The following is a 19,404-nucleotide window of genomic DNA, read 5'->3' as shown; positions in this document are numbered from 1 at the left end:
GCCCAAGTTTTAAATGCCTTACAAGAGAGCCGCCTCAGCAAACCTCTAACCTATTAGGGAGATAAAAAATAACATCCCCTTTTTGTTATTACTGTTTGCGCTAAATTTGGTAGAGTTACTATTTACTAAATGAATATAAAATTAAATATAAAGGTTTCTATCTGTCAAAGGACCAATCAAGCCTCACTTTATGCGGCCCTTTCACCTTCAATATTGTTTTCTATTTTGATAGGTTTCAAGAAACCAACTATGAGCGCAGTTACAATTGATCCAATTAAAATGGCCAATGCATAAAGAAATGGATTTCCTATGACGATTGGAATGACAAACACCCCACCGTGCGGTGCTGGCAAGCCAATTTTAAACAACATGGATAAGGCACCTGCTATTGCTGAGCCGATTACACATGCTGGAATGACACGGGCTGGGTCTGCTGCTGCAAATGGAATCGCACCTTCAGTAATAAAGGATAATCCCATGAAATAGCTTGTTTTACCTGTTTCACGTTCTTGTTCTGTAAATTTGTTACGGAAAAATGTGGTTGCGAGCGCAAGTCCTAACGGTGAAACCATCCCACCTGCCATAATCGCTGCATGGGGCGCATAGTTGCCTGCATCTATCATCGCAATCCCGAATGTGAGTGCTGCTTTATTAATTGGTCCTCCCATATCGACCGCCATCATCCCACCAAGAATTAAACCTAAAAACAGCAAATTTGTTGTCCCTAATCCAAGTAACCATGTTGTTAATCCATCATTAACCGCTTTTACAGGATTAATAATGATGTACATCATGATAAGACTTGTTAGTAATACACCAAATAACGGATATAATAAAACTGGCTTAATTCCATCTAATGATTGTGGGAGACGATCAAACGCTTTCTTTAAACCAACGACAATATAACCTCCAAGAAAACCAGCAATTAAACCGCCTAAAAACCCTGCCCCGCCTAATGATGCCATTAAACCGCCTACCATACCTGCAACAAAACCAGGGCGATCGGCAATACTCATTGCAATAAAACCAGCTAATACAGGAATCATTAACGAAAATACATATTTACTTCCAATAGTCTTTAAGGTCGCGGCAATTGGATTATAAGATGGGGAGTTTGGATCTGACGCATGGACCCCAAAAATAAATGAAATGGCAATTAAAATCCCACCAGCAACAACGAATGGCAACATGTTGGATACACCGTTCATTAAATGTTTATAAAAGCCGCGGCGTTCTGTTGAGTCTGTTTTTACTTCCTCTCTCGATGCGGAACCACCGCCAACTTTATAAACAGGTGCATCTTGTTTCAATGCCTGTTCAATTAGTTCTTGAGGGCGGCGAATCCCATGTGCTACCGGTACTTGAATGACATGTTTACCCTTGAAACGGTCTATTTCTACTTGTTTATCTGCTGCAACGATAATCGCAACTGCGCTTTCAATTTCTTCTGCTGTTAACTTTCCCTTTATTCCGCTGGAACCATTTGTTTCAACCTTCAAGTTGACATTCATTTCTTTTGCTTTTGCTTTTAAACTATCAGCTGCCATGTATGTATGGGCGATTCCTGTAGGACAAGCAGTAACAGCAAGGATGAGATTCTCGTTGCTATCTTCCACAACTTCATCCTCTTCTTCCCCTTCACGCTCCTTTGCATCAATTGCCTTAAGGACAAAATCAATGGAATCTGCTTTAAGCAACACTTGACGGAAATCTGCATCCATCAATAACATTGATAAACGAGAAAGTGTCTCTAAGTGTGTATTATTTGCCCCGTCACTAGCAGCAATCATAAAGAATAAACGTGCTGGCTGACCGTCAAGTGATTCATAATCAATTCCGTTAACTGCACGCCCAAATGCAATTGCTGGTGTTTTGACTGCACTTGTTTTCGCATGTGGTATTGCAATTCCTTCACCAATTCCAGTTGTACTTTGAGATTCCCGTTTTAAAATCGCTTCCTTATAATTTTCACGGCTTTCTAAACGACCTGCGGCTTCTAGCTTTCCTACAAGTTCTTCAATTACATCAACTTTTGAGGTACTCTGCAAATCAAGGATAATCGTATCTTTTTTTAATAAGTCTGTAATTTTCATGCTAGAACTACTCCCAATCTAATTTTTTTGATTTCAACCTTCGGAATAAGACGCTCCACATCTTCCTGCGTACATAGCTCTAATGAGAACGCAGTCGCACTTCCAGTAGCAACACCCGTTCGAAACGCTTCCACAACATCCCCTTTTTGTAAATAATCCGCTAGATAACCAGCCACAAGAGAGTCCCCCGCACCAACTGAATTTTTTACGGTTCCTTTTGGAACAGATGCTTGATAGATCGCTTCCTTCGTAATCAGGAGCGCCCCTTTTCCAGCCATCGAAATGGCCACATTTTCAGCACCTAATTCAAGCAATCTTTGACCGTAAGGAATCGCCTCTTCTGGTGTCTTAATCGTAACGTCAAACAACTCACCGAGTTCATGATGATTCGGTTTAATGAAAAAAGGCCCTTGTTCAACGATATCAAGAAGTACTTTGCCGCTCGCATCTACCACCACTTTTGCCCCTTGCTTTTTTGCGATTTTTGTAAGCTTTGAATAAAAATCACTAGGCAGCGAGCTTGGAATGCTTCCAGCCAGTACAAGAACATCGTCATTTTGTAAGCTTTCTACTTGTTTGATAAGCTGCCTGACTTGGTCATTGCTAACCTCAGGGCCTTGCCCGTTAATCTCTGATTCTGTTTCATCTGTTTTCAATTTGATATTAATACGGGAATCACCATTTACATGAATAAAATTTGTGGAAATGCCCTCTTCATTTAAAAATTCTTCGACATATGAACCTGTAAATCCACCAATAAACCCAAGGGCTTTACTTTCAACTCCCGCACGTTTTAAAACCCGGGAAACGTTAATGCCTTTCCCACCTGGATATTTTACATCAAATGACATTCGATTTAATTCACCTAATTGAAAATCTTGTACATGTACGACGTAATCGACAGATGGATTTAATGTGCACGTATAAATCATCATTTCACAACCTTCATTTTTGTTTTTCTTATTGTCTCATTTTAGAAAATTTCAGTAGCTAAGAAATGACCTTAAAAGTGACGATTTTTGAAATCAATCTCATACCTTTAAAATTTGTTATATATAGGTATTGACCTTTTTCGTTGAATGTTTTTGATTGTTTTTAAAGTATTTTTCTAGATATTAACTATCCTAATTTCACATATGTATTCATAAACAAATGTCTTCAACGCCTAAATCTTGATAACAATATGATCCATCAAGTATCTGTTTTTTTAAAAATTCCCTATGTTTGCACAGTTTTTAGATCCTAAAAACAGCATCTCCCTTTTAAAGCTATCCATTAAACTTATTCTTCCAGAGAAATCAATTAAATTTCTATAATTAAATTCTATCTAAGAGATTAACAAAAATCAATCACTTTCATTCAAAATCTTTCAAAAACATCCAAAACCTTTCAAAGTCCTATACTTTAAAAAGTTAAACTATTTATTCTTCAGTTTTTTACATTTAGTGACATTCTAGTTGTTTTGATTCAACATATCTTTGAAATTGGACATACAAAACTCATGTTCATTATTTAACATATCTAAAGTTGTGCCAGCTCTCCAACATGCTTTTTACTGCTGCAGAATAATAAGGATTTCCATATCCTCCTGTCCTAACTTATAGAAATTAAGAATATCGGAAAATAATAGGATCGCTGCCAACCCAAGATAATGTCAGTTGAACTTGATTATTACTTGGTTCATAGAATCTCTCAATACCTATCTTTTATTGACTCACCCTTAACCATACTAAAGGAATATGAAATAAATATTACTGTACCAAAAAGTTCTGTTGATGTTTACAGAGCAAATTCATATCAAGGCCGTGCTTGGCTGGTCGCGGTACACGGGATTGTCGCTGCTCTCTATGATCAGAGAACATACAATTATTATTTAAAGCCATTCGCCTCTATTAAAGAAACGAATGGCTTTTTTCTTTGGTTTTTTAATAATTTTGAACAAAACTTGGTGAGTTGGCCTCCAAATAAAACCCAAGATATGTCTTTATAGCTAATCAGTATATGAAAGATAAACATGTTTAAGAAAAAAAATAATGTTAACTTTTTCCAACAGTAAATATCTATAAAAGTATATTTTAATAATAATGATGGAATAGTCAACAGAGTTAAAGATAATTTATATATTAACATATAATATATAATGACATATATGTTGATATATGTTTTGAAAATATTATTAAAATATTGGTAGAGAAAAGAAATTCGGAGGTGTACACAAAAGCCGTATCCTAAGAATACTTGTAGTGAACAACTTCCATTCGATATAACCAGAACAACGTCCTGAGATCTGGAGCCGCCTGTAGTTCCATTACGTTTTTACCGTTTAACCAGGAAGCAGGAAGGAAAAATTCCACTCGACGGGGGTTAAAGCCAGCTCCAGCTATAGTCACCAATTGTTTGTTTATTCTCAGACTGATGGGAGGGTATCCTTCCTGATTTCCGTTTCGTGATACAAGACCAGTGAATGCAGCGATAGTATGGCCGTTTCTCATCTGGTCATCGTTCAAAGGAAAGCGGAAGGCAACTGAACGTCCGTTGCTCACGATGACATGATCAGATCTGAAAGAACTCTCATTTTTAGTCGGATGTAGTCCGGGAGACGTTTCCGGCGGATTCAACTCAACGGATGAATACAGCTTGGAGATCGCTTCGTTGATACCGTCTTCCGGCAAATTTGCGGCTTTCAACGCAGGACGCATGAACTAATGTTGGGAAGACCGTAGGGGAATAGAGTACTTCCGCTACGTCCAAAGCTGTTCTCATTTTTGGAAAGACACCGGAAACGTAAAGTGCCTGGGCTACTTGCTCTGGCTGCGTGTATCCCACGTCGGCGGATAAATATGTTACAGCCAATTGCTCAGGGGATAACTCCGTAAACACAGGGGTCGGATCGCTGTGTTTTAGGACTTGCCCCAATTGCGCAGGGGATAAACCGGAGTAAAATCTCAAAATTTCATGCGCCAAGGAAGCGGGTAATGCTTGTGGAAACGCAAGGCGTAGCAACCACGCCTGATAGGCAGCGTCCTCCACTACATAGCTTGATAGATTCATAGCTCTCCTCTTTTCTCTTTTCTGCTTTAGTTTCCGTACGTCTCCTGAATGGCTGCCATACGGTCGTCAGCGCTGGATCCAGGGAAAACTGTTGCTAACGCGGAAAGTACCTCTTCCTTGTCCGAATATCCCCCAATTTGCAGTGTTTGGACCATCTTCAAAGGAGTATCTGTGGTATCGCTAAAATACAGCCGCACAAGTATCGCCATCTGCAATGGTTACGCTGCGTACGGCGGATTGTCGTCCTTAATTTTCCAGGGCCGCTTCAGATGCGATTTTTCCTTGCTCCTGCAGAGCGAAGATGGATTGCTCTACGCTAAAAACGGGAAAAGCGCCCAAAGTTAGAACCATAAAATCATGCATGTTAATTTTTCCTTGGTAATATGTGCCCAGCGCTTTACTCGCCTGGACAGCAGAGATACCTGCTATACTGAGCGACCAGGCCATTTGTGCCGGAACACTAGTGGAACCTGTAAATTCATTTCCCAGCAAGGTTACTAGCAGCAACGGGTTGTTACGAATTTCCGGATACAGACCGGCCAACACATTGTTTCTCCATACTCATGAATTGATTCGTAACCAAATATGTAGATAAAAGTATGTTTCATTTTGTTTCTCTCTCAAATTACCAATTTTAAATGTTTGAATAGTCAGAAAATTATTAGTATAATAGAAAAAAGATCAAGGAGTTGATTTCTTATGGAAAAGAATTTGCTTAATTCACCACAACCTGAAGTTAATGTCATGGATTCTCTATTTGCTGAAATGGTGTTAGACAAAGCCCTGCGTGATTTCCGAAAAGAGAAAATTCAAAAGAAAATCGACCTGTCCTTAAGAGATAAAAATAAAGCAGAATTCATACGATTAACAGAGGAATTAAGGAAAGTTTCTTAAAATGGTTTATGTAAATAGGTCTTATATAGTATAAAGGTTCTTCCAGTCGAAGATCCTTTATACTGCTTGTTGAACTAATCGTATCCGTTAGCCACCCATGCATCGCACGCTACACCACAGAAAATGAAATTGGGTACCCTCGGACTATTCTTTTATAAAGATTGGCAAACCAGGTCGTTACATTTTGGTGCCTTAGAGCTCATGTAGATGATAATTAAATATCATTTCTCGATACATTCTAACCTTTTCATTTTTTGTTTTTGAAATCAAAAACCTCCTACATTTTTTAATAATAGAAGGCTACAGACTAACTATATTCACACGGTCTTGTTAAAAGGTCTCAACGGACTCGTCAAAAAAGTATAAATAAATCGTTGTGAAACTTATCCGACCAATATGTAAGAAACATTGAGTTGGCGGGACCGTCTGGGAATCGAGCTCAGCTAACCTGGCACTTAGGTCACAAGCGGTAATATTAACTGATGTTGTATAGAGTATGTAGAATGAGAAGCGGATAAAAAACGGTCGTAATCGAAAAATTCGAATATATATTTTTCTTTAAATATTCATAATTTTCGTATAAAATAACTTTTATGGCAAAAACTCTGACAAAACCCTTGCCAAATTTAGTTTGAAAGCCAGAGGAAAAAAGTTTGGAGAAAAGTTGGAGTAATCAACTAATTATAGGTTTAACAGCATATTTAAAGAAAATGAAGGGCGAAGTTACAAAAGAAGACAGAATTGATTATATTGATTCTCTTATTTCAGCTACAGGTGGACTCATTGCTATAATCATCATTGGTTTAGTAGCGGTTAATTTAGGATATCCCATGGCCTTGGGTCCTCTTGGTGCAAGTTGTCTGCTTGTATTTTGTGCTCATAAAGGTCAACTGTCTCAACCTCGCCACGTTTTTGGAGGACATTTATTTTCTACCACTATAGCACTTATCACTTGGAGTATATTAGGTAAGAGTCTATTCACTATTGGCCTAGTATTAGCTATCGTACTAATTTTAATGATCCTTACCAAAACGCTTCACCCTCCTGCAGCTGCTAGTGCTTTTGTTGCTGTTAACTCCCAAGCAGGATGGGGATTCCTTATTTCCGTTGTAATGGGTCCTTTCCTATTAAAGATTATATCAATCATCTATAATAACTTGTTTCAAACAAGACAATACCCACAGCGCTGGTTGTAAAACTAAGAAACTATAGAAGCTAACAAAACTAATCAAACGCCCTATATCGCTTATAAGGCGTTTTTATATGTTCATAAACCCAACCCTTATCCTCGTGTGAAAATACTTAAATTCAGGAATCTAAGAGGGGCATTCGACCCGATCCAGAGACAAATCCAGCTATTGTGCAGCGATATAAATCTGAAAGCCCGATTGAACAGCGTTTATTGGATACCCTGAGATTTCAGGGTATCCGGATACTAGCAAGTGCCTTGTGGTAAATATCGGATTGATATTGCATTTGTAGGGCCGCGGATTGCTATTGAGTGCGACGGAAAGGATTTTCATTCTTCTCCAAAACAGAAAGCTCATGATTATAAAAAGAACGCTCATTTAAGGAAGAACGGCTGACGGTGCTACGGTTTACTGGCCGGCTAATATGAATGCCAGGTTTCAAAAAACCTCATTTTAGCTTATCAGATTTCTGCCACCATCACCTGAACTATTCAAAAATTGAATCTATAATAATAGAAAAAGCCTTGATAACTTAACGTTACCAGGGCTTTGTTTGATGACCTGTGAGGGATTCGAACCCACGACCCCTTCCCTGTCAAGGAAGTAAAACGAATCTGATTATAACAGTTTTGTTATGAAATGCCTGATTTAATAGGCTACAGTTTCCGTTTAATTAGGTTAAGGCAGATTAAATTGGTGGCAGGATGTTGGATTTTGCCACCACCATGCCACCAACTTACCACTAGAATGTTCCTGCATTCGATATGTCTGGTGTGTTGAATGTAGAAAACGAATTTATAGATGGATGTAGCCTTGTTCACCTATTATGTAAAAAACTCCGTCCATGCCGCCAGGTTTGACGCTTCTTGGGGGATGATATTACATCATGCCGCCCATTCATTTTCATATATAATAGAAACGAATAGTGTTTAAAAAAAGGCTTTAAATCAACATTTTAAATAGTTTGGCTTAAATGTTTTAAATGCGATATAAAACATTGGAGGACAAATTGGAGGACAAGTAACAATACTATTAAACCATATTGTAAATTCATACTAACTATCTGACAGCCAATAAGAAAGAAACGCTTCTCCGCAGTTTAACAAACCGCTGAGAGACCTTCTCGTTCATATTAATTTTGTTTTTGGCTTTACAGTATCTAACCAGCCAATTTCATTAAATATGTTCAACATCTTTTCTTACGTCTTTTATGTTTCCATGTTCCCTGGTGCTAGTGCATAGTCGATGATAGAAAACAAAACACCAGCGCCTAGTTTGTCACTAGGCGCTGGCGCTGGGATCAATCTAGCCGAGCTAATGATCGTTTGATTCTTTGTACATCAAGCAATGCCCGTAAGCGTATACAATCCAATGACGAAGAACACCGCAAGAGTTTTAATAACCGTTACAGCAAAAATATCACGGTAAGATTGTTTATGAGTCAATCCGCATACTGCAAGAAGTGTGATGACCGCACCGTTATGCGGCAGAGAATCCATCCCACCGGAAGCCATTGCCGTAATCCTGTGCATAACTTCAAGTGGAATCCCATGAGCCTGAGCAGCTTGAACATACTTTTCACCCATAGCACTTAGTGCAATACCCATACCACCGGATGCGGAACCGGTAACACCGGCTAAAACATTCGTTGTCACGGCACTGTTAACGAGCGGGTTTGTAAATGTGTGGGAAATACCATCACGAACGACACCAAATCCAGGAAGTGAGGAAATAACTCCCCCGAAACCATATTCAGAACCGGTGTTCATGGCTGCCAGCAATGCACCGCCAATACTGGCGTTGAGACCCGTCTTCATATCAACCTTAACAGCTTTCCAGTTATATGCCAATGTAGCAACAATTCCAATAACAAGTGCGAGTTCTACAGACCAAATCCCAAGGACAGCCGCTATATCAACTTTCCCAAAGGCTTCAAGTCCAATTTTTGAAAAATCAAACCCATTCGGATACCATTTTGGAATCGTGACCGTAAAAAACTTATTCATTACACCAACCAAGATAAGTGGGACAAATGCAAGAACTTGGCGAAGAATGCTTGTTTTTTCGGAAGATACAATGGAGGCTGGCACCGCTTGAAGAGCTTCAGCCGCAGCTGCCATTTCTGCCTGTGCGCCGTCAAAACCAAAATAGCCTTCCCCAGCTTTTGCGGCTTTTCTACGGCGTGATTCTAAATAAAGCATTCCGAGAGCAAAAACAAAAATACCTCCAATAATCCCCAATACAGGAGCAGCATAAATATCGGTTTTAAAGAAGGTTGTTGGAATAACGTTTTGGATTTGCGGTGTTCCAGGAATGGCATCCATTGTAAAGGAAAGCGCCCCCAATGCCATCGTACCCGGGATTAATCGTTTTGGAATATTGGACTCCTGGAACAATTTTGCAGCAAATGGATAAGCAGCAAACGCTACTACAAATAGGCTGACACCACTATACGTTAAAATGGCGCATAAAAGCACGATAGCCAGCATGGAACGTTTTGGTCCGACCAATCGTACGATGGTCTTTGCGATCGAAGAGGCTAATCCTGACATCTCCACCACTTTTCCAAAAATTGCACCTAATAAAAAGACAGGAAAGTAGTTTTTAATGAAGCCAACCATTTTTTCCATGAAAATATTGGAAAAGAACGGCAATACATGCCCTGGATCCGTCAACAGGACGGCAAACAGCGCACAAATAGGAGCAAACAAAATGACTGAAAACCCACGATAAGCGATAAACATTAGAAATCCTAATGCCAGTAAAATAACAATAAGTTCCATAAAAAGCCTCCCCTTTATTCGTATTAGCTGGGCAGCGGCAGAACCGCTGCCCCTTAAAATCTTGAAAACTTTCAGTTATTTCCCCACATCTAAACAACTAATTTGCTAGATTGATTAATTCTAATTCCCCTGATTATCTCTATTAAAATTAGAATTAATAGCGAGCGGTCAGCATTTTTTTACGTGTGTAGAACTCAACGCCATCTTTGCCGTTTGCGTGTAAATCACCGTAGAACGATTTTTTGTACCCTGAGAATGGGAAGAACGCCATTGGAGCAGGAACCCCCATGTTTACCCCCAGCATACCGGCATCAATCGTATCGCGGAACTGACGGACTGCTTTTGCACTGTCGGTAAATAAGCATGCGCCGTTGGCAAATTCAGATTGGTTTGCAATCTCAATCGCTTCTGTTAAATTATCAGCACGAATAACGGAAAGAACAGGTGCGAAAATTTCTTCCTTCCAGATTTTCATGTCCGTTGTTACCCCATCAAAAATCGTTGGGCCTACAAAGTACCCCTGGCCGGAAGCAGCATCGTCTTTACGTCCGTCACGGATGAGAAGAGCTCCCTCTTTTTCTCCGATTTCAATATATTTTAATGTCCGTTCTTTATGGGAATCACGAATAACCGGTCCAAGGAATACCCCTTTGTCCAAGCCATTCCCAATTTGTAATTCTTCTGCAGCATTTCCAAGACGAGAAATAAGCTCGTCAGCCACATCCCCAACTGCAACAACCACCGCACAGGCCATGCAGCGCTCGCCGGCTGAACCAAATGCAGCACCAATAATGTTCGTAACAGTAAGGTCAAGATTGGCATCCGGAAGAACAATAGTATGATTTTTTGCCCCCGCCAATGCCTGAACTCGTTTCCCGTTCGCAGCAGCCGTTTTGTAAATATATTCTGCAACCGGCTGTGAGCCGACAAATGAAACAGCTTTAACATCTTTGTTTTCAAGGATGCCATTTACAACATCATGTGCGCCATGGACAATATTCAACACCCCATCAGGAAGACCCGCTTCTTTAAACAGTTCAGCCAGGCGGTTAGCCAACAGCGGAGTCCGTTCAGAAGGTTTTAAAACAAATGTATTACCGCAGGCAATCGCAAGCGGGAACATCCAGCACGGCACCATCATTGGGAAGTTAAAAGGCGTAATTCCTCCTACAACCCCGATTGGGTAGCGGTACATTCCGGATTCAATTCCTGTCGCAATATCAGGAAGCTGGCTGCCCATCATGAGGGTTGGGGCACCTGCAGCAAATTCTACACATTCAATACCACGCAGGACTTCTCCATATGCTTCATCATAATTTTTACCATTTTCTAATACAACGAGACGTGCAAGCTCATCCCAATGCTCAACAAGAAGCTGCTGGTATCGGAATAAGATGCGGGAACGTTTTGGAACGGCTACATCCTTCCACGTTTGAAATGCTTTATTCGCAACCTCTACAGCCTTGTCCAAGTCTTCTCTGTTAGAAAGAGGTACATATGCCAAAACTTCCTCTGTTGCCGGGTTAGGAACAGCTTCTGTTTTTTCAGACACAGCGTCAACCCATTGTCCACCAATAAAGTTTTTTAATGTTTTCACTTCAGTTGTAGTTGTCATTTTTCTTCTCGTCCCTTTCTTATGCATGAATAGTTGTTTTATTTACAGTAAAGTCATAGTTATAGCAAGTATGATAAAGTTCCACAATCTCTTCCTGACTTGGAACCCTTGGATTGTTGCTAGGGCTGCCGCTCGCGACGGCATCTGCAGCCATTTTCGAAACAACCTGATTGAACATTTCCTCATCCATCCCGTAGGCTTTCATGTTCGGAATATTTAAGTCGTTGCATAGCTTCTTCACTTCATTGACGGTAACATCGGCAAGCTGGTGATCCGTAAACGCTTCCAAGTCAGGACGAAGAATTCGACCAATGACTGCAAGGCGCTCGACGGCACTCTCTTTTGTGAATTCCAGAACGGCCGGAAGGAGCATGGCATTTGAGATCCCGTGTGGTACATGGAACAAAGCACCGATTGGTCGGGACATTCCGTGTACAAGCGTCACCGACGCATTGGAAAAAGCAATACCAGCCTGCATGGAAGCAAGCGCCATCTTTTCTCTGGCTTTAACATCATTTCCGTTTTGGTAAGCCGCACGTAAATTGTTTACAATCATTTCGATTGACGATAGTGCAAGCTGATCCGTAATAGGCTGAGATACACGTGAGATGTAGGCTTCCATTGCATGACATAATGCATCAATTCCAGTTGCAGCCGTGACTTGAGGCGGTGTGGAATACGTCAACACTGGATCAACAATGGCAACCTCCGGAATGAACGCAGGATCTTTAATCATCATCTTGACGTCATCTTTTGTATTGTTGATAACTGTAACAGCCGTAACTTCTGAACCTGTTCCGGAAGTTGTTGGGATCGCAATCAGTGGAAGCGGCTTATTCTCAATTTTCTTCTTACCGCCCATGTAATCACCAATGTAACCTCCATTTGCAGCAACGACCGCAACCGCCTTCGCAGCATCGATACAGCTGCCGCCTCCGACTGCTACGACCACATCACATTGTTGCTCTTTACAAATTGTTAATGCTTCTGAAACATATATATCGGTTGGTTCAGAATTCACTTCCAAATAACATGCATAAGCAATGCCTGCATCTTCAAGGTATTTCTGGCACTTTGCCACCACACCTATTTGAGTCATGATTTTGTCGCTGACAATCAAGACTTTTTTCCCTAAAAGAGCAGCCTGCTCTCCAAGTTTTGTCAATGAATCATTTCCATAAAAAACGGTTTTGGGTATCCGAAACTCTGCAAACCCTTTCAAAACTTTTTCCCTCCTTTGTCTTATACACTCTTTTTATATGCAAGAAGCGTGCCAACTTTAAAAAGAGGAAATAACAACGTTTTTCTACACCGTGTGTCCGATATTACCTACACATATGTAGGATAAGTGTAGGGTCATTTGTTCATTTTGCCGGACAATTCATACTTTTTCAATTTTTCGTATAAAGTAGAACGTTGAATCCCTAATTTTCTTGCTGCTTGCGCCTTATTCCCATTGGTTTCGATAAGCGTTTGCACAATTAACTCTTTTTCCCGCTCAAAGGCTATTTCTTTTACGCTGGTTATGAGATTATTTGGATCACGTGATGCCACTGAATCAGACATGGTTAGCAGGCAATCATTTTTTTCAAAAAACTTTGGCGCCAGCTCATGAACCTGGATACAATTTGATTCCGACAAACTAACGAGCATTTCGACCGTGTTAACCAGCTCGCGGATATTGCCAGGCCATGAATATTCAAGCAAAGGTGCGATTACTTCCTTTGAGAAAGTCTTTTGTTCCAGGCCAAAGCGCTTACATAAATGGTGAAGATGGTGGATGAGCAGGCTTGGTATATCTTCCCGGCGTTCCCTGAGCGGCGGAATCTCAAGCCTGATAATATTCAAGCGGTAGTAAAGATCTTCCCTAAAAGTCCCGTCCTTGACCATCTGTTCGAGATGACAATTGGTTGCAGCAATGATTCGAACATCCACATGATGCTTTACAACACCGCCCACCCGTTCGACTTCCCGTTCCTGAAGAACACGAAGAATTTTCGATTGCATTAACGGCGGCATATCGCCGATTTCATCAAGAAACAATGTCCCTTTATGTGCAAGTTCAAACTTGCCGGGCTTTCCGCCTTTTTTCGCTCCAGTAAATGCACCGTCCTCAAAACCAAATAATTCTGCTTCAAGCAGATGCTCCGGTATCGCTGCACAATTGACACTGATAAACGGTCCTTCTGCAAACGGACTGGAGACATGGATTGCTTTTGCAAAAATTTCCTTTCCCGTCCCGCTTTCTCCTGTTATTAACACCGTTGAAGGAGTATTCGCGGCTTTACGGGCTGTTTTTTTAACGGATTGAATTTTTGAACAATGCCCGATTATATCATCAAACGGACTGTTCATTTTAAAGTTGGGTTTAGCATGAACAGGGGTTTCGGTTATTTGTCTTGACATCTCCTGCATTCGCTCAAGAATATTGTAAAGCTCCGTTACACCATGAAAAATAATCATTCCAATCGCTCCAATGACTTTGCCATCCTTCCAAATTGGAATCCGGTGAACGACCATATCCTGGCCTTGAATCCGTTGGATATAGCCCCTTTCTTCTGATCCTGTTTGTATTACAACAGGGAGACGGGTATTCTCAATGATCTCAACTACGGATTTGCCAATGACCTCCTCTCGTTTTCTCCCAAGAAAGCGGCTGTATGCCTCATTAAATTCACGAATGATTCCGCCTTCATCCACCACGACAACCCCTTCGTAGGCACTTTCTAAAATTGTACTTAATGTTTCGTTTACGTGAAGGGTTTCTTGAAGTTTTCCAAGGTAAGAGGCATAAGAATGCAAGATATCTTTACCGGTCAGGATTCCAACAAGCCTCCCAGCATCATCGACAACCGAAAGACGGCCAACCTGATGAAACTCATAAGCCTTTTTAATCGTTTCATTCTTATGGATTGTCACAACCTCACTGGTCATTACTTGTGAAACGGGGCAATCAGGTGAAAACCCTTCCAAAAAACAATTCAAGATCTCCGATTTGTTAATTAACCCTATGACCCTTAATTGGTTATCAACCACCGGCAGGCCATTAATTCGATGGGCCTGAAGGATCAATACAGCTTCTCTTAAGGTTTGCTGTGGACTTACGGTAAGCGGATTAGGTGTCATCCATTCCCATACAAGCTCATTCGTTTTTATTGCTTTTAATCGTTTACTTTTATTCTCATAATCTATTAGCATTTCTTTCAACCACCTATGTAAAATAATCGTACAATAATTGTACAATAATTATTCACAAAATGGTAGAATTTCCGACACTTTCCAGACACTTATCAGACACTGTACGATCGCATTTTTAATTTCAGCCTATACAATTCCTGGAATCTACAACTTTTCAACTTTCAATCGTGTTTCCTCTGTTTACCAAGATGCTGGAGCAATCATCTAGATGGTGGATTTCATGCCATACAATAAAAAAGGCACAATTGGTAGTGTACCTTTTTCATTGTTTTACTTTGTTGCAAGTAAATCCGGACTAACGTTAAAAACAGCTTCCGTTTTTTCCTTTACTTCTTCAACAGAAACGCCCTCTTGTGTCTCAACCAGGACCATGCCTTGTGAAGTAAAATCAAAGACTGCCAGATCCGTGATTAAACGGTGAACGACCCGCTGCCCTGTTAATGGCAGCGAACATTCCTTTTTCACTTTGGATTCCCCATGTTTATTTACATGTTCCATAATAACGATAACACGTTTAGCACCATGAACAAGGTCCATTGCCCCGCCCATTCCTTTTACCATTTTCCCCGGAATCATCCAGTTAGCTAAGTCACCTGTTTCCGAAACTTCCATACCGCCAAGAATTGCGAGGTCGATATGCCCGCCCCGAATCATGGCAAAGGATTCTGCACTATCAAAAAAGGAAGCGCCTGGCACGATTGTGACCGTTTCTTTCCCTGCATTAATGAGATCTGGATCTTCCTCTCCGGCAACCGGATAGGGTCCAATTCCTAATAATCCGTTTTCCGATTGAAGTAAGACATTAAAATCTTCCGGTATTTCATTTGCCAAAAGCGTTGGCATTCCAATCCCGAGGTTGACGTTCATCCCATCTTGTATCTCTTGTGCTGCCCGTTTTACAATTCTTAGTCGACTATCACTCATATCAATTCTCCTCACAAATAGTTTCTATAATCTCTAAACATGAATTACAGTTCGTTTTTCGATTCTTTTCTCATAGTTTGTTCCAAGTAAGACCCTTTGCACAAAAACACTAGGTGTATGGATTTGGTCAGCATCTAATTGACCAAGAGGAACGATTCCCTCTACTTCTGCAATCGTAACCTTTCCGGCCATGGCTGCCAGCGGGTTAAAATTGCGGGCTGTTTTTCGGTAGATTAAATTTCCAAGCGGGTCTGCCTTCCATGCTTTCACTAAAGCAAAATCCGCTACAATTCCTCGTTCTAGAATATAGGCCCGACCGTCAAAAACCTTATGTTCTTTTCCTTCTGCAATCGCTGTACCTACGCCAGTGGCTGTATAGAATCCAGGAATTCCAGCACCGCCGGCACGAATTCTCTCAGCCAGCGTTCCTTGAGGCACTAATTCTACTTCAATCTCCCCACTCAAAAATTGGCGTTCAAAAAGCTTGTTTTCACCAACATATGATGAGATCATTTTTTTAATTTGTCGATTTTCTAATAAAAGACCAAGGCCCCAATCGTCTACTCCACAGTTATTGCTGACAATTGTCAAATCCTTCGTTCCTTTATCGCGTAATGCAAGAATCGCCTTTTCTGGAATACCACTCAATCCGAATCCGCCAACAATAATCGTTGCACCATCTTGAATATCCTCAATTGCCTTTTCAAATGAATCTACGATTTTATCCTTTTTCATAGAATTCCTCACCCTTTTGATATAATGTTTTCCTTACAAAATTCCTTTTTATGCAAAACCCCACTCCACTAGCCTTAAATTCAACCTTTAGCCAGTTGTGGTTTTACCCCTGCTTTGATTTTGCCTAGTTTTATAAAATTACGATCCCGTTCATCAAGCTTTTGAGAAATGATTTTATCGTCATATTCATAAATGCCTTCACCGGACTTTGTTCCAAGCTTGCCCTGTTCAGCCAGCTGTCGAATAATCGCAGGAGCTTCCGTACTTTGATCCAAATCAGGAGCTACATTATCAAATACGCGCTGCCATGTATCAAGTCCGCCAAAATCAGCAATTTCAATTGGTCCCGTAAACGCCCACCGGAATCCCGGTCCTGCCGTTATCGCTGTATCGATATCCCGCGCACTGGCTACACCTTCATTTAGTAAATAAAATGCTTCACGCATTAAGGCTGTTTGCAAACGGTTTGCAATAAAACCGGATATTTCTTTCTTAAGGAGAATCGGTGATTTTCCAATCCGGCGGATAAGGTCAATTGTCTCCTCAACGACCACTGCTTTTGTTTGTTCATGCTTCACGAGTTCAACTAAAGGGACCAAATGACCTGGATTAAAGAAATGGGTTATCATCATCCGGTCTGCAAAAGACGCTTTTTCCATCAAACGCGAGATAGGAAAAGTCGATGTATTGGAGGCGACAATGGCATCTGCCTTCATCATTCGTTCTAAGTTTTGATAAAGCTCCCATTTCCACTCAATGACTTCCGGAATAGCCTCAATAATGAAATCAGCCTCGCGGACAGCTTCTTCTAAATCAGCCTTATAGTTAATATTTGTTTGAGCCACTTGCTTTTGTTGCTCATCAAGTCCTGCTTCCTCGACAATTAGGGATAAATTTTCTAAAATCCGCTTTTTTGCTTTTTGCAGCAATTCTTCATTTACATCATTCAAGGTAACAGCATAACCGCTAACTGCAAAAGATTGGGCAATGCTGCTCCCCATTACACCTGAACCAATAATTGCAATATTTTTTATCATTTAATGACTTCCCTCTTTAATCTTTTAATCTTATATGGGTCATAAGTGCCCCTATACATTTGCATGAGACAAATCGGCCGCTCTTACGCGGGATGAGTGACCCAAAATCGGCCTATAGAAATATTTCCACACATCAGTAGACCACTTTGTCCGGTTTGCTTAGTTATTTGATATCGTATAACTTGCACTTCTCATAAAAACTAGTTCTACCAATTTCAAGAAGTTTTGCTGCTTCTAATTTATTACCTTTCGTAAGAGCCAGCGCATTTTGGATAGCTTGTTTTTCAGAAAGGGCTATCGTCTCTTTTAATGGTTTAACCGATAATGGAGTAGGTATTGAAGTTGAGCTTGCTACATCGTTGTCATTTGGATTTGCCTGGTTTTGCTTAATCGGCTGCAGGCTGCTAACTCTTTTCCCCTGTTTTTGCAACCATGTGCATTCGTGAGTTTTCACACATGACAGCCCAGAGCTTTTTCGACCGTTGTTCCGATAAAATCACAATAGGCCTCGTTGATATATAGAATAATGCCATCCCGGTCGAAGATGACGACTCGTTCGGCTTGTAAATTAATTATTTGCTCATGCCAACGATAGGGTACTCTTTCAAATCCTCGATTCACTGCCCTTCCCACCCTTGATACTTTTTTTACTGTTATTATAGCCAAAAAGCAATCTTGGTTTGGACCGTTTTCAAGGAAGCCGATTTTCTGATTACTGGGCTGTGTATCCTCCATCTAAAATCACAGCTTGCCCTGTTACTCCTCTTCCTTTATCACTTGCCAAAAAGACGGCATAGTCAGCAATTTCCGCTACGGATAATAGTCTTTTTTGCGGAACTAGCGGCAAGAGTACTTCTCCAATGACACTTTCCAAGCTCACATTTCTTGTTTTTGCTAAATCAGCTAATTGGTTTCTGACAAGTGGCGTATCTACATAGCCTGGGCATAAGGCATTAACCGTAATTCCATGCTCTGCACCTTCCAATGCGGCTACCTTTGTCAAACCAATAACCCCATGCTTGGCGCTATTGTAGGCAGCTTTACCGGCAAAGCCAACGACTCCATTAATGGACGCCATATTGATGATTCGGCCAAACTTTTGCTCCTTCATAAGAGGGAATACATTTTTAATTCCAATAAACGGAGCAGTCAGCATCACTTTTATTAGCAGCTCAAACTTTTCCGTTGGAAACTCTTCAATCGGTGCGACATACTGGAGGCCGGCATTATTAACCAGAATATCAATCTTCCCAAACACATCTCGTGCTAAATGAATACTGCTCTTAAAGGCTTCCTCATCTGTCACATCACAAGGGGCAGCCAATGCTGCAAATCCCTGTTCTTTTAATTCCAAAGCAGCTTGTTCGCTTTTTTCCGCATTTAAGTCGGAGATCACGACATTCGCTCCCTCTTTTGCAAATGTTTTCGCAATTTCCAGACCGATTCCGCTGGCTGATCCCGTAATAAATGCTGTTTTTCCTTCTAATGCCTTTGCCATGCTTAACTCCTCCTTTTTGGTATTTTCATGATCTCTAAAAATGAACCTTTGTCTATCTTCAAAATAAGGTATAAAAAAGTCTGTTTTCGTATGAAAAAGTTCATTTAAGACTAAAATGATCTTTTTCATATGCCTTAAGCCGCGCCAATAATTTCTAAGCTCCTTCCCAATATGTTATTTAATTTTTCTCCCCTTTTGTTTAGTATGCAAACATCGTGCCAACATGAAAAACTGATTTTAAAGGACTTTACCTATTGTTATCATTCCGTAAATACGGAATGTTTATCTAAACAATGGGGGTGTTCTTACACTAAAAAATTGTTGTAAAAGTCTCCCTTAGGCCAGGAAGATAAGTTAAATTACTAGCTTTATAGTAGATTAAAAGA

At 40.6% G+C, this 19,404-nt stretch carries 20 protein-coding genes; 4 read left to right on the top strand and 16 right to left on the bottom strand.

Going from position 1 to position 19,404, the window contains the following annotated elements; all coding sequences use genetic code 11:
- Positions 1-188: 188 nt before the first annotated feature.
- Together J7E66_RS04770 and pfkB are read right to left on the bottom strand one after the other, a co-directional pair.
- Entirely contained in the window at positions 189-2,093 is a 1,905-nt protein-coding gene (locus tag J7E66_RS04770; RefSeq protein WP_214998263.1) for a PTS fructose transporter subunit IIABC, read from the bottom strand.
- Positions 2,090-3,025 (bottom strand): 1-phosphofructokinase, encoded by a 936-nt coding sequence (gene pfkB, locus J7E66_RS04765; protein ID WP_214998272.1) that lies wholly within the window; start codon positions 3,023-3,025, stop codon positions 2,090-2,092. Before pfkB ends, J7E66_RS04770 begins: the two co-directional genes overlap by 4 nt.
- 719 nt (positions 3,026-3,744) lie before the next feature.
- On the opposite strand from pfkB, the gene J7E66_RS04760 reads away from it, so the two are divergent.
- Complete coding sequence (locus J7E66_RS04760) at positions 3,745-4,083, top strand: hypothetical protein (RefSeq protein WP_214998262.1); 339 nt, start codon at positions 3,745-3,747, stop codon at positions 4,081-4,083.
- Positions 4,084-4,321: 238 nt separating this feature from the next.
- Here the strand turns inward: J7E66_RS04760 and J7E66_RS04755 are convergent, their stop codons facing one another.
- The 4 genes from J7E66_RS04755 to J7E66_RS04740 form a co-directional block, all read right to left on the bottom strand.
- On the bottom strand, positions 4,322-4,585 hold the full coding sequence (locus J7E66_RS04755; RefSeq protein ID WP_214998261.1) for a hypothetical protein: 264 nt from the start codon (positions 4,583-4,585) through the stop codon (positions 4,322-4,324).
- 127 nt (positions 4,586-4,712) lie between these two features.
- Positions 4,713-5,144, bottom strand: a complete 432-nt coding sequence (locus tag J7E66_RS04750) for a hypothetical protein (protein WP_214998260.1) — start codon at positions 5,142-5,144, stop codon at positions 4,713-4,715.
- A 26-nt stretch (positions 5,145-5,170) separates the two neighbouring features.
- Complete coding sequence (locus J7E66_RS04745; RefSeq protein WP_214998259.1) at positions 5,171-5,359, bottom strand: hypothetical protein; 189 nt, start codon at positions 5,357-5,359, stop codon at positions 5,171-5,173.
- Positions 5,360-5,390: 31 nt separating this feature from the next.
- The gene (locus J7E66_RS04740) at positions 5,391-5,690 is read right to left on the bottom strand and encodes a hypothetical protein (RefSeq protein WP_214998258.1); all 300 of its coding nucleotides are present in this window, start codon (positions 5,688-5,690) and stop codon (positions 5,391-5,393) included.
- Between the two features lie 153 nt (positions 5,691-5,843).
- On the opposite strand from J7E66_RS04740, the gene J7E66_RS04735 reads away from it, so the two are divergent.
- From J7E66_RS04735 to J7E66_RS32565, 3 genes are all read left to right on the top strand, one after another.
- Positions 5,844-6,038, top strand: coding sequence for an IDEAL domain-containing protein (locus tag J7E66_RS04735; protein WP_214998257.1), 195 nt, complete (start codon positions 5,844-5,846; stop codon positions 6,036-6,038).
- Positions 6,039-6,691: 653 nt separating this feature from the next.
- Positions 6,692-7,234: an HPP family protein gene (locus J7E66_RS04730; RefSeq protein WP_251032765.1), complete on the top strand. Its 543-nt coding sequence runs from the start codon at positions 6,692-6,694 to the stop codon at positions 7,232-7,234.
- 246 nt (positions 7,235-7,480) lie between these two features.
- The gene (locus J7E66_RS32565) at positions 7,481-7,624 is read left to right on the top strand and encodes a hypothetical protein (RefSeq protein WP_308162466.1); all 144 of its coding nucleotides are present in this window, start codon (positions 7,481-7,483) and stop codon (positions 7,622-7,624) included.
- A gap of 944 nt (positions 7,625-8,568) precedes the next feature.
- Here J7E66_RS32565 and J7E66_RS04720 read toward each other — a convergent pair.
- From J7E66_RS04720 to J7E66_RS04675, 10 genes are all read right to left on the bottom strand, one after another.
- Positions 8,569-10,011, bottom strand: a complete 1,443-nt coding sequence (locus J7E66_RS04720; protein ID WP_214998256.1) for a GntP family permease — start codon at positions 10,009-10,011, stop codon at positions 8,569-8,571.
- Positions 10,012-10,165: 154 nt separating this feature from the next.
- Positions 10,166-11,626: a CoA-acylating methylmalonate-semialdehyde dehydrogenase gene (locus J7E66_RS04715; RefSeq protein ID WP_214998255.1), complete on the bottom strand. Its 1,461-nt coding sequence runs from the start codon at positions 11,624-11,626 to the stop codon at positions 10,166-10,168.
- A gap of 19 nt (positions 11,627-11,645) precedes the next feature.
- Positions 11,646-12,848, bottom strand: coding sequence for an iron-containing alcohol dehydrogenase (locus J7E66_RS04710; RefSeq protein WP_214998254.1), 1,203 nt, complete (start codon positions 12,846-12,848; stop codon positions 11,646-11,648).
- Between the two features lie 134 nt (positions 12,849-12,982).
- Positions 12,983-14,824, bottom strand: a complete 1,842-nt coding sequence (locus J7E66_RS04705) for a sigma 54-interacting transcriptional regulator (RefSeq protein WP_251032764.1) — start codon at positions 14,822-14,824, stop codon at positions 12,983-12,985.
- Positions 14,825-15,094: 270 nt separating this feature from the next.
- The gene (locus tag J7E66_RS04700; RefSeq protein ID WP_214998253.1) at positions 15,095-15,748 is read right to left on the bottom strand and encodes a CoA transferase subunit B; all 654 of its coding nucleotides are present in this window, start codon (positions 15,746-15,748) and stop codon (positions 15,095-15,097) included.
- Between the two features lie 33 nt (positions 15,749-15,781).
- Positions 15,782-16,483: a CoA transferase subunit A gene (locus tag J7E66_RS04695; protein WP_214998252.1), complete on the bottom strand. Its 702-nt coding sequence runs from the start codon at positions 16,481-16,483 to the stop codon at positions 15,782-15,784.
- A gap of 80 nt (positions 16,484-16,563) precedes the next feature.
- Complete coding sequence (locus J7E66_RS04690) at positions 16,564-17,520, bottom strand: 3-hydroxyacyl-CoA dehydrogenase family protein (protein WP_214998251.1); 957 nt, start codon at positions 17,518-17,520, stop codon at positions 16,564-16,566.
- A gap of 163 nt (positions 17,521-17,683) precedes the next feature.
- Positions 17,684-17,974, bottom strand: a complete 291-nt coding sequence (locus J7E66_RS04685; protein WP_214998250.1) for a helix-turn-helix domain-containing protein — start codon at positions 17,972-17,974, stop codon at positions 17,684-17,686.
- The gene (locus J7E66_RS32560) at positions 17,971-18,141 is read right to left on the bottom strand and encodes a PAS domain S-box protein (protein ID WP_214998249.1); all 171 of its coding nucleotides are present in this window, start codon (positions 18,139-18,141) and stop codon (positions 17,971-17,973) included. The genes J7E66_RS04685 and J7E66_RS32560 overlap by 4 nt, the downstream gene beginning before the upstream one ends.
- A gap of 91 nt (positions 18,142-18,232) precedes the next feature.
- Positions 18,233-19,018, bottom strand: a complete 786-nt coding sequence (locus tag J7E66_RS04675; RefSeq protein ID WP_214998248.1) for a 3-hydroxybutyrate dehydrogenase — start codon at positions 19,016-19,018, stop codon at positions 18,233-18,235.
- Positions 19,019-19,404 lie beyond the last annotated feature (386 nt).

Source organism: Bacillus sp. ISL-7, assembly GCF_018613065.1.
The sequence above is the reverse complement of the archived record's forward strand: the minus strand, read 5'-3'. Positions and strand labels throughout refer to the sequence as shown.

Coding starts and splice junctions, on each gene's coding strand:
- J7E66_RS04770 (WP_214998263.1), bottom strand. CDS start 2,093: ATGAAAATTACAGACTTATTAAAAAAAGATACGATTATCCTTGATTTG.
- pfkB (WP_214998272.1), bottom strand. CDS start 3,025: ATGATTTATACGTGCACATTAAATCCATCTGTCGATTACGTCGTACAT.
- J7E66_RS04760 (WP_214998262.1), top strand. CDS start 3,745: ATGTCAGTTGAACTTGATTATTACTTGGTTCATAGAATCTCTCAATAC.
- J7E66_RS04755 (WP_214998261.1), bottom strand. CDS start 4,585: ATGAGAAACGGCCATACTATCGCTGCATTCACTGGTCTTGTATCACGA.
- J7E66_RS04750 (WP_214998260.1), bottom strand. CDS start 5,144: ATGAATCTATCAAGCTATGTAGTGGAGGACGCTGCCTATCAGGCGTGG.
- J7E66_RS04735 (WP_214998257.1), top strand. CDS start 5,844: ATGGAAAAGAATTTGCTTAATTCACCACAACCTGAAGTTAATGTCATG.
- J7E66_RS04720 (WP_214998256.1), bottom strand. CDS start 10,011: ATGGAACTTATTGTTATTTTACTGGCATTAGGATTTCTAATGTTTATC.
- J7E66_RS04715 (WP_214998255.1), bottom strand. CDS start 11,626: ATGACAACTACAACTGAAGTGAAAACATTAAAAAACTTTATTGGTGGA.
- J7E66_RS04705 (WP_251032764.1), bottom strand. CDS start 14,824: ATGCTAATAGATTATGAGAATAAAAGTAAACGATTAAAAGCAATAAAA.
- J7E66_RS04700 (WP_214998253.1), bottom strand. CDS start 15,748: ATGAGTGATAGTCGACTAAGAATTGTAAAACGGGCAGCACAAGAGATA.
- J7E66_RS04695 (WP_214998252.1), bottom strand. CDS start 16,483: ATGAAAAAGGATAAAATCGTAGATTCATTTGAAAAGGCAATTGAGGAT.
- J7E66_RS04690 (WP_214998251.1), bottom strand. CDS start 17,520: ATGATAAAAAATATTGCAATTATTGGTTCAGGTGTAATGGGGAGCAGC.
- J7E66_RS04675 (WP_214998248.1), bottom strand. CDS start 19,018: ATGGCAAAGGCATTAGAAGGAAAAACAGCATTTATTACGGGATCAGCC.